At 53.1% G+C, this 10,607-nt stretch carries 7 protein-coding genes; 1 reads left to right on the top strand and 6 read right to left on the bottom strand.

The features are described from left to right. The 6 genes from B2067_RS06290 to pilG all read right to left on the bottom strand — a co-directional run. A partial coding sequence (locus tag B2067_RS06290) for an Hpt domain-containing protein (RefSeq protein WP_301387819.1) occupies positions 1–4,922 on the bottom strand: 4,922 nt, incomplete at its 3' end. After that, positions 4,919–5,809, bottom strand: a complete 891-nt coding sequence (locus B2067_RS06285; RefSeq protein WP_297531743.1) for a CheR family methyltransferase — start codon at positions 5,807–5,809, stop codon at positions 4,919–4,921. The genes B2067_RS06290 and B2067_RS06285, both read right to left, overlap by 4 nt. A 25-nt stretch (positions 5,810–5,834) precedes the next feature. Then, on the bottom strand, positions 5,835–7,916 hold the full coding sequence (locus B2067_RS06280; RefSeq protein WP_414716528.1) for a methyl-accepting chemotaxis protein: 2,082 nt from the start codon (positions 7,914–7,916) through the stop codon (positions 5,835–5,837). Positions 7,917–7,992: 76 nt separating this feature from the next. Further along, a complete protein-coding gene (locus B2067_RS06275; protein ID WP_301376659.1) occupies positions 7,993–8,517 on the bottom strand; it encodes a chemotaxis protein CheW in 525 nt (174 codons plus the stop codon). 4 nt (positions 8,518–8,521) lie between these two features. After that, entirely contained in the window at positions 8,522–8,896 is a 375-nt protein-coding gene (gene pilH / locus B2067_RS06270) for a twitching motility response regulator PilH (RefSeq protein WP_301181494.1), read from the bottom strand. Between the two features lie 16 nt (positions 8,897–8,912). Further along, positions 8,913–9,293 carry a twitching motility response regulator PilG gene (gene pilG, locus B2067_RS06265; RefSeq protein WP_068442958.1) on the bottom strand — a complete coding sequence of 127 codons (381 nt, stop codon included), beginning with the start codon at positions 9,291–9,293 and terminating at the stop codon, positions 8,913–8,915. Positions 9,294–9,628: 335 nt separating this feature from the next. Here pilG and gshB point away from each other — a divergent pair, with 335 nt between their 5' ends. Continuing rightward, positions 9,629–10,594 (top strand): glutathione synthase, encoded by a 966-nt coding sequence (gshB, locus tag B2067_RS06260; RefSeq protein WP_297531739.1) that lies wholly within the window; start codon positions 9,629–9,631, stop codon positions 10,592–10,594. The last annotated feature ends 13 nt before the right edge of the window (positions 10,595–10,607 follow it).

Genomic DNA, 10,607 nt, shown 5'->3' with positions numbered 1-10,607 from the left:
CGGCTTTGTTGCAGCAGAAGTGTCTCAGCGTCACGGGTTTTGCCCGAGAGGGTTTCTTTCAGATCGATAAGGTCGGACGCAGATTCCATCAATGCTCGCGAAAGCTGCTGCATCGCCGAATAGCGGTCCATTTCCAGAGGATCAAAGTCTTCGTAATCTGGTCCATGACGCTCTTGGCGGAACAGCACCTGAGCTTCAGTTTCAATATCCAGACGTCTCAGCTGGTCGCGCATCCGGTCCAGCGTCTGATCCATTTCTGAGAGAGTCCCCGCGAAATCGCTGACCTGCTCTTCCAGACGCCCCCGACCAATCGCTGTCTCACCGGCCAGGTTGACGAGGCTGTCGAGCAGATCAGCTGAAACTTTCACCAGCTCAGTAGGTGCTTTTCGCTGTTGTGCCATCGCCGGAGCCGGACGTTCCGGCGCCATCTCAACCTCTTTACCGGGCAGAGGTACAACGGCTAATGATCCCTCGTCGCCTTCAGTGTCGGCCTGTGATTCGTCGGACAGATCATCGCTCAGGGAAACAGGGGCATCCGCCTGTCCGCCGGTATCTGCAACAACGTCTTGAGCAGACACTGGAGCATCGACCACCAGCTCTTTTTCTCCGAGCACGAGCACGCCATCACTGTCGAGCAGGCTGGCTACATCATCAATCTTTGACTGCAGGTTTTCCTGCCGTTCATTGAGGTGCATGAAGAAGGTGTCGTCAAAGCGGGCTTTGCGCGACAACGCCTTCTGGATATCTGATTCGAAGTTATGGGCTGTGTCACCGATGACTGATAACCCAGCGAGGCGAGCGCCACCTTTCAAAGTGTGTAACACACGCAGAAGTTCGTCTGCGCCCTGAGTTGACGAAGGCTCCGCACGCCATGCTTCAACGCCTTCATCCAACGCTTCCATCAACTCACCAGCTTCTTCAAGGAAGATACCGACGATTTCGCGGTCACTCTCATCCGCGGTTTCGGACTGCACCATATAGGCACGCGAGTCCGCTTCCGCAGTATCCTGAACAGGGCTCGACTCAGCACCACTGCGCTGCGATGCCACTTTGAGAGCCTCAATCATGCGCTCGGGATTTTCTGGGCCCTTGCCTTCCCTCACAGATTGCAGCTGTGTAAACAGTAAATCGTGAGCACTTTGTGCCAGCGGTAATGTATCTTCGGAAAGATCAATCACCCCATCATTCAGGCGCTCATAGAGTGTTTCCAGCTCGTGGCATAAATCAGCAACTTCTGGCAACTCGGCCATACGTGCACCACCCTTGAGGGTGTGCAGCTCACGCTGAAGTTCAGCAACCGGCAGAAGGTCTTCTGGGGTCTTTTCCCACTTCTGTACGATGGACTCAATGGCTTCGGTGATTTCCTCAGCTTCCTCAAGGAAGATATCCAGAATCAGGTCATCTTCCTGCTCTTCGATATCGGCCTGCTCTAGCTCACTCAGGGAGGACTCATCAACCTCAGGAACCGGGGGTGTTTCTTCATCGTTAAGAGAAAGCATCCCCTCCACAACGGAAGACTCACCAGCATGAGACCCGGCGGATTCATCTGGCTGTTCTTCTGTCTGCTCATCTAGCTGTTCTTCTGCTTGCTCATCAGGCAACTGCGATTCAGGGAACTGCCAATCACGAACGCGACGAACGGTGTCCGACACGTCAGGAAGATCCTGACCTGCCGCCAGGCAGTCCATCATATTGAGCAGCTCTTCATGCGCATCGCTGATAAAAGCCACTAACTCAGGCTCAGGATGCGCCGCCGCGTTGCGCGCGCCCTGATAAAAATGATGCAGTGCCAGCGCCATTTCTTTCACTGCAGGGATACCTGCGTCTTCTGCGGCCTGTGCTGCTGATGACAGATCTGCCGAAATAGTGTCGAGCACCTCAGAGCTATCTTCTTCCTGCCACGTCTGCAGAAGCTCATCGGCCTCAATCAGCGAATCCATGCCAGAAGCCAGGAAGTGACTGATTGCTTCGGTCGATATGCCCGCTGCCGATTCGCCCTGATACATAGGCTGAAGCTGCTCAGTTTCAATAGCAGCCGCGCGCTCGATTAAAGCGGGTGCTTCTGGCATATCTTCGAGCAACATAAGCTGATCGACAGTCAGATAAGAACGCAGAGCCACAGAAGCATCGTTCAGCAACGACGCCAGTTCTGGAGTATTCGGTAAACGGAAAGCACGAAGCTCTTTGGTTAATTTTTCAATAACAGAAGCGACATCGGCAAGCGGTGCCAGCTCTGCCATGTGCGCACTGCCCTTAAGAGTATGCAGGGCTCGCTGCAGTGCATCGCTGATCTGGTTACCACACGCCGTTTCATTCGACTCGGTAACAAACTCATCGACAACCGCGAGGTGTGCTTCAGCTTCGGCAATAAAGATTTCCAGCAGTGCGGCACGATCTTCTGCCTCTTGTTGAGCATCGGTATCCTGCGTCGCTTCCGGGCTGGCCAGCTCTTCCACCACGCCGATAGCATCGTCTGCACTACTCTCAACGTCATTACTCTCAGCGGTACCATCCTCAACGATACGCGTATCCGCTTCGACGTCTGATTCAGCTTCTTCCACAGGATCTGCTGAATCGTCCTCAGCAGATGAGCCCGGCAGAGTCGCCGGCTGGTTGCCCTCAGCCGTGGCGAAGGCATAGTCCATGTATGGCTGAACATCGATTGAAGCAGCACGCTTAGCACGGAAATCTTCAATGAGGCCGGGAAGTTGTTCAATCACACGATCGACGAACGCAATCATGTCATCATTGACAGAAATCGTCTCATCGAGCACGCGGTTGAACATATTTTCTACGGACCATGCCAGTTCGCTGACATCATCCGCTTTCACCATGCGGCCACTGCCTTTCAGAGTATGGAAAGAACGTCTTACGGTGGTCAGCGCTTCACTGTCATCCTGATTCTTACGGTAAGCAGGCCAGAACTCGCCCAGAGTCTCGGTAACTTCTTCTGCTTCCTCGAGGAAGACTTCAATGATTTCATCATCAATGAAGTCATCGTCAGCGTCTTTTAATGCGTTATCTGCAGGTTCGCTTAGAGTCTCTGCCGGCTGTTCTTCGTCCAGATCCTCTTCGAGCTCAATAATTGGCAGTTCATCGGATTCGGACACGTCTGATTCGGCAACATTGGAGATCAGATCCTGATTACTTTCTATCAGTTCATCGTCGAGACCGAGCGCTTCAGAGAAGCTGGTAACATCGACGGCTTCATCCGCAAATCCTTCGGGTAACTCAACATCAGAGAGATTTTCAGACGCCGCAGATTCAATACCGCAGCGCTGCATCAACGTGCTCAGCGTATTTTCCGCGCGCTCAATAATCGCGATATCAGTAGACGTTGACTCGTCAGAGTAACGTTCAAGATAGTATTCAACACCACTGAGAACTTCCGCGACCATATCCATAACGCCCCATTCCGGCGCTGGGCGGTCGGCCAGCAGCGCCTGCTGGACGAATGTTGAGAGATTCGATAACAATACCGCGACGCGCGGCATTGGAATCATATTTAATGAGCCTTCAATCGAGTGCAGAAGTGCCGGGACTTCCTGCAACTTCTCGGTTGACCATTGGTGAGCAATATAAGATACGACCCCGTCCTTCACCTGCTCCAGGACATTACGCGCTTCACGAAGCACAGCACGCTGAGCGTCGGACATCGCACTGTCGCTGACGGACTTGCTGGTGTCACCATCACGGATCATTCCGTTTAACGTCGCTTCGACGTACAGAAGCGCACCCGCGACATCGAGCAACCCGGCGTCGTTCTCGTCGGTGGCATCAGCCTCGAGCATGGAAACAATCGCGCTTTCCTGCTCCTGCATCACCCGGCGTGGCATGCCCAGCCCCAGCATCCCCATAGTATCGGCGACCTGACGGACTGTACTGCGGATGGAGCTCAGAGCAGGCTCGCGTTCAGCAGAACCACGAACAACCTGATCAAGTTCATCTTTCACCGTGGAAATTTCTTCGATCAGAGCAGTCAGTGCACCGGACACAGCATCCGAGCCAGCTCCCATCGCATGATCTTCCGCGTCTTCCGCATTAGGTAGAGCTTCAGCCAACCGGAAACGCTTCTGCACCAGACGAATGGCTTCACCACGCGCATCAGTGCGGGCAACATAGAACAACAGATTTTTCAGCAGCTCTTCTGCAGGTGGACGGTTAATCGCCGCTACCCCTTTATCGAGGCCTGTTTTCAGAAGCTGATCAAGCTGGCGCAGCAGAACCTTCGCACTTTTCGGCAAGCTATCCTGTTTCAGCAGCCACTCACTGAATGCCAGCGCAGGCAACCAGACAATCCCCTGAGGGGTGCCACCCATAGACTTATTGAGCTTAGCGAAGAGTTTATTAATGTAGTGCTTCGCCAGGTCCGGGTCGCGATCCTGCAGCAACTGGAGAGTAGCCGCCTGCAGCATCTGACGCGTTTTGCGCAGCCATGGCGAAAAATTGGGTTGGGTAAACAGGTTTTTCTGCGCTCCCGTCAACGGGGCGTTGTGCTCGACGTAAGGCGTGAACAGTGACGTTTCAGACAGGAAGTTTTCACCGCGGGTAGACCGCAGTTCATTCAGGATTGGCAACAGCACCACAGGCAGGTCACGACGCCCGACCTTCACGTGCTCAAGATAATGCGGCAACTGAATAATGGCCTGCATCAGTACCTCAAGGCCATCCCGCTCATTACTCAGGGAACCCTCAGTCAATGCCAGAGCAACCGCTTCCATCTCTTCAGCCAGCAGCGCAGCTCCGTAGAACTCCACCATCTGCAATGTTCCATGCACCTGGTGCAGGTAACTTAAACAGAAGCGCAGACGACTTCTGTCTTCGGGATGTTCAACGTACGCTTCAAGTGCCTGCTGAGCCTGTTGCAGCGTATCCTGAATTTCCCCTTTTACCCATTCCAGGGCGATGTAGTCCTGACTCATCGCCTTGCACTCTCCCCTGTCGATGTGGATTGTTTGCGGACAAACGCGGTCACCTGACCACTGTGCACCGATTCTAATAGCGGGTGCTCCCAGTCCACCATTTCACCGAGCCCGATAACCAGTAAGCCCCCCGGCGCAAGACGTTGCGCGAGAGCATCAAGAATTTCCCGCCGACGCCAACGACGGAAATAAATAAGAACGTTCTGACAGAAAATCACATGCTGCGACTGCAGAGGACAGTTCTTCAGATTAAGAATGTTTACCTGACTGAAGCAGCAACGACGGCGTAACTGAGCGGCCACTTCTACCTGCTGTGAAGACAGCGGCGCAATGGCCCAGTTGTGGTACTCAACCGGAATACGTTCAAGCGCTCGCAACGGGTAACGGCCGCTGCGTGCTTTGCGAAGAACAATCGTGGAGATATCCGTACCGGTAATAGAGTACTTCAGACCTGTCGGCGCGAGGTTTTCCTCGGCAAGCATAGCCAGCGTGTAAGCTTCTTCACCCGAAGAACAACCGACACTCCAGAACTCCATAGTCTCTTCACGAGCCTGCAGGCGCGGACGCTGGCGACGCATATGCTCGACAACCAGCTGTAACGCATCCGGATCACGGAAAAAGCGCGTCTCCTGGACGGTAAGCCGATCGACCAGAGTCGACCACTCCATCACACCAGAAGGGCCATCCTGAATCTTGTCGTAGTACTCTCCGTAGTCGCGGATGCCGAGTTCCAGCATGCGCAGCCCCAGGCTGGTCTGTAAGAAGGAGCGTCGCTGCTGGGGTAAAAACATCCCCGTGCGCTCCTCCAGTAACCCCTGCCAACGATTAAACTGCACATCGTCAAGCTCAGGGACCGTACTCAGACCATTTCGGATTGACTGGCTCATGTATCAGACCGTTGCGTCAGAGCCCTCAGAGAGTGCTCTGCTCTTCTTCGGTTTCTTCATGAAATTCTGCGTCACTCACAGTCTCTGGCAGCTTAAAGCCGGCCACAGATTCACGCAGCATGTTCGCCATTTCAGCGAGGTTACCAATCGACTTCGCGGTCGCTGTGGTACCAGCGGACGTCTGAGAGGTAATCTCCTGAATAACGTTCATCGTGTTAGAAATATGGCCCGCAGACGACGCCTGCTGACGTGCCGCGTTGGAGATGTTCTGAATCAGTTCTGCCAGGTTATTCGATACGCTTTCAATTTCTTCCAGCGCCACACCCGCATCCTGTGCCAGACGAGCACCACGTACCACCTCGGTAGTGGTCTGCTCCATCGAAATAACGGCTTCGTTAGTATCGTTCTGAATCGTCTTAACCAGCGCTTCAATCTGCTTGGTCGCCGCGGCAGAACGTTCTGCCAGACGCTGTACTTCGTCCGCAACCACCGCGAAGCCCCGACCGGCGTCACCCGCCATCGATGCCTGAATTGCAGCGTTCAGAGACAGAATATTGGTCTGGTCAGCAATGTCGGTAATCAGGGAGATGATGTCACCAATCTCCTGGGACGATTCACCCAGACGTTTAATACGCTTAGATGTTTCCTGAATCTGCTCACGGATATTATCCATACCACTAATGGTCGACTGTACAACCTCAGAGCCTTTGTTCGCGATCGCAACCGACCGCTCCGCAACCGCAGATGATTCAGAGGCGTTGGCGGATACCTGGTCAATCGACACCGCCATTTCGTTGATCGCTGCGGATGCACCGGCAATTTCCTGAGCCTGGTGTTCAGATGCTTCAGCAAGGTGCATTGCCGTCGCCTGAGTTTCCTGAGCCGCCGACGATACCTGTACCGCAGTATCGTTAATCGACGATACCAGTACGCGCATCTGGTCGATCGCGAAGTTAATCGCGTCGGCAATCGCACCGGTAAAGTCTTCGGTCACCGTCGCTGATGCTGTCAGGTCACCGTCTGCAAGGTCAGCAATTTCGTCAAGAAGACGCAGAATCGCCACCTGGTTCTGTTCGTTGGTCTGACGGGTATCCTGCTCTCGCTGCTGAGCGTCTTCTTCACGTTCACGAGCACTCTTAGACTCGGTGCGGAAGTAAATGTAGGCAAATAAGAGAGCAATAAACGCAAGAACATAACCACCAAGCTGAATCATGTTCCGCTCTTCGGCATTGTTCTGAATTTCATTCGTCAGAACCGATGTCTGCTCAAGCAGGACACGTGAATTCTGGAAGATATTGTCGGAGGCTTCACGAACCTGGAAGAGTTCAGGAGAGGTTTCCAGAATTTCGTCAACAGAGCCTGATACGAATTCAAACAGCTCAGCAACTTCAGCCAGTGCATAAACTGCTTCTTCGTTCGTTACCTGAGAGATGTTCATGGCAATGTTGCCCTGTATCATACCGTTCAGTACCCGACCAAACAGCGAGGCGTCACGACCAAAAGCATCGGCGGCCATAACGGCATCATCACCACCCGCCAGTACTTTGTTTACCGAACGTACGATACGTTCTGCAAGCCAGGACTGACGCTGAGCAACCGCAACCTGATCAGCAGGTGCGCCGCTTTCAAGCAGGATATCAACGATCTCGTCGTACTCAACCTGCAGCTGAGGAATGGTTTCAGAGAGAAGCTCGGCTACTTCGTGAACCGAAAGTACGATCTGCTCAGAGCGGATAATCTGGTCAGCATCTTCACGAACGCTGTTCCAGGTTTCCTGAACACCCGACTGTGCGGCATCCTCTGAAGGAGGCAGACTCTTCGAATCATCACCGGCGACAAGATATCCCCAACGCTTATCAAAGTTATCTCGCGCCTGGCGCAGCTGGGTAAATGCATCTGGTTTACCACCAGCGGCCTCTACCGCGTTCTTCGCCAATTCCTGAGATAAAACCCGCAACTCACCCGAGTGCTCAAGATACTGTTCATCCTTTGTGGCCAGGATATTGACCCCAATGGTGATACCAATGAAACCGATCAGGAAAACGAACATCAGTACGATGGCACTGAAGTTACTCTTTTTCCCCTGATTTACTGTGTTTCCACTCATGCCGTCCTCTCCAAACTCGCTGCATGCTGATCCGACCCGACGGGCCAGTAAATTGTTATTATTTTCCGTTCCGTGTTTATACGGCGATATTCATAAACTCAGGTGATCTCAACAGCTCACCAAATTCCATGACTGGCCAGTTCCTGCCATCGCGTTCAAAAGCTTTCGCCACAAAAGGCGCGAGAGCCTCAGGCACCTGCGGTACAGGCACCTCCCGGTCTACCGGAAAACTCTGCATACCAAGCACTGCATCCACCAGCAGGCCGGTAAGGTATTCATCCTGCTCAATCACCAGAACGCGCTGACTACGCCAGTTACCACGAGACGGCTGACCAAGCAGACCATTAAGATCCATCACAGACACCATACGCCCACGGACATTAGCAATACCAAGCACCCAGTTTTTCACACCAGGAACCCGGGTTACTTTTGGCATCTGCAGAATTTCCACGACATCGGCCATATTGGCGACGTATTGCTCGTTACCCAGCAGAAATCCGATTCCGCGCCAGGTTGATACCGTTTCAACCTGTTGTGGCAGCGGCGACGCAAAGCGGCGGCTGCGATTTTCCATCTCGGTGAGCAGAGCAAACGGTGTCATGGTTTCAGCCTTCTTCTGTGCCGATCAAAGCGTTGATTTCTGACAGCAGACGGCTTTCAGAGACGGGCTTAACCAGATAGCCCGACGCGCCCTGACGCTTACCCCAGACCCGATCAGTCTCCTGATCTTTGGTAGTAACAATCACGACCGGAATATTCTTAGTCTCAGGGCTTCGTGTTAACTGACGGGTTGCCTGAAAGCCATTCAAGCCAGGCATAACAATATCCATCAAAACAAGATCCGGAAGCTCCTGACGAGCAACAGCGACACCATCAGCTCCGTTTTCTGCATTCAACACTTCGTGGCCGTTTTTCTCGAGCACCGCCCGGAAAGCCTCGGTTTCCGTTGGTGAGTCATCCACCACAAGAATGCGTGCCATGCTACTTACCCCTTACTTATTTCGCGTGCTGACGGATAGAACCGAGCAGCTCTTCTTTACTGAATGGTTTGGTCAGGTATTCATCAGACCCGACGATGCGACCTTTGGCTTTATCAAACAGGCCGTCTTTGCTCGACAACATGATGACCGGGGTAGACTTAAACTTGGAATTATTTTTAATCAGGGCACAGGTCTGATATCCGTCCAGGCGCGGCATCATGATATCGACGAAAATAATATCCGGGTCGGTATCGGCGATTTTAGCCAGGGCATCGAAACCGTCTGTGGCAGTGATCACTTCACAACCAACTTTCTTAAGCAGGGTTTCGGCAGTACGACGAATCGTCTTACTGTCGTCAATCACCATGACCTTTACATCTTGAAAATTATCGTCCATACGACAGGCCTTTCACCATCCAATTATCTGTTGTTGTTTTACTCTGATTGGCCAGAGAGTTCTGTGACTCAACCCTCAGACCGGCAAGAGCCCCCGACTGTCCTATAGAAAGAATACAGAAAATCAGTCGTTTCCCCGGGGCCACCGGGACGCTTCGCTTTTGTATCACACTCCGCCCGGACAGGCTAGAGAGCATACCGGGAACCCTGCCTGATGCAACAGACTGTCGCTGACAAAGGTCAGACAAAACGCTGAAAAAGCCAAATAGGATACGTTACAATCGGACGATTAATTATTCCCGCCAGAATGGCGGCTGACCACGCAGCGGAGACGCAATGACTATCAGACTTGGCGTAATCATGGATCCCATTCAGGAGATCCACTTCAAGAAAGACACTTCACTTGCGTTACTAAATGCAGCACAGGAGCGCGGCTGCGAACTCTGGTATATGGAGCAGTCTGACCTCTCCATACAGAAAGGCCGTTCCTACGGTCGTATGGCATCGTTGAAGGTAGCAATGAATCCAGAGCAGTGGGCCGACCTTGGCGAGTTCGAGGATCGCCCACTGGCCGAGCTCGACATCATTATCATGCGCAAAGACCCGCCCTTTGATAGCGAGTTCATCTACAGTACCTATATTCTGGAGCGCGCAGAGGAAGAAGGCGTATTAGTCGCCAACCGCCCTCAGAGCCTGCGGGACTGCAACGAGAAAGTATTTGCGACAGCCTTCCCTGAGTTGATGTCGCCAACTATTGTTGCGCGCCGCGCAGACCTGCTTAAAGCATTCCACAAAGAACATGAAGACGTCATATTCAAGCCTCTCGATGGCATGGGCGGCTCTTCCATTTTCCGCCTGAAAAAAGATGACCCCAACGTCAGCGTGATTATTGAAACGCTGACCGCTCACGGCACCCAACAGATAATGGCGCAGAAATTCATCCCTGAAATCACCTCGGGAGACAAGCGCATCCTGATGATTAACGGCGAGCCGGTTCCTTACAGTCTTGCGCGTATTCCGGCCCAGGGTGAAACCCGTGGCAATCTGGCCGCCGGTGGCCGTGGTGTAACGCAGGAGCTCTCGGAGGATGACCATCGCATCGCCAGCATCATTGGCCCAGAGCTTAAAAAGCGCGGCTTATATTTTGTTGGCCTCGACGTCATAGGCAACTGTCTGACTGAGATCAACGTCACCAGCCCGACCTGTGTTCGCGAGATTTCACGCGACAGCGGTATCGACGTTGCCGGACAACTGATCGACACACTACTGGAAATCCGCCGTTCCAGTGTGGACAATTCCTGAAGGTGAGAGCAGA

Origin of the sequence: Thalassolituus sp. UBA2590 (assembly GCF_002339775.1) — a bacterium.
Taxonomy (GTDB): Bacteria; Pseudomonadota; Gammaproteobacteria; order Pseudomonadales; family Oceanobacteraceae; genus Thalassolituus.
Note: the sequence above shows the minus strand (reverse complement) of the source record. Positions and strands in the feature narration are given on the sequence as shown.

What these genes read in the sequence shown, in the direction of transcription:
- pilG (WP_068442958.1), bottom strand. Translation starts at nt 9,293, where the DNA reads ATGGACGATAATTTTCAAGATGTAAAGGTCATGGTGATTGACGACAGT.
- B2067_RS06280 (WP_414716528.1), bottom strand. Translation starts at nt 7,916, where the DNA reads ATGAGTGGAAACACAGTAAATCAGGGGAAAAAGAGTAACTTCAGTGCC.
- B2067_RS06275 (WP_301376659.1), bottom strand. Translation starts at nt 8,517, where the DNA reads ATGACACCGTTTGCTCTGCTCACCGAGATGGAAAATCGCAGCCGCCGC.
- gshB (WP_297531739.1), top strand. Translation starts at nt 9,629, where the DNA reads ATGACTATCAGACTTGGCGTAATCATGGATCCCATTCAGGAGATCCAC.
- pilH (WP_301181494.1), bottom strand. Translation starts at nt 8,896, where the DNA reads ATGGCACGCATTCTTGTGGTGGATGACTCACCAACGGAAACCGAGGCT.
- B2067_RS06285 (WP_297531743.1), bottom strand. Translation starts at nt 5,809, where the DNA reads ATGAGCCAGTCAATCCGAAATGGTCTGAGTACGGTCCCTGAGCTTGAC.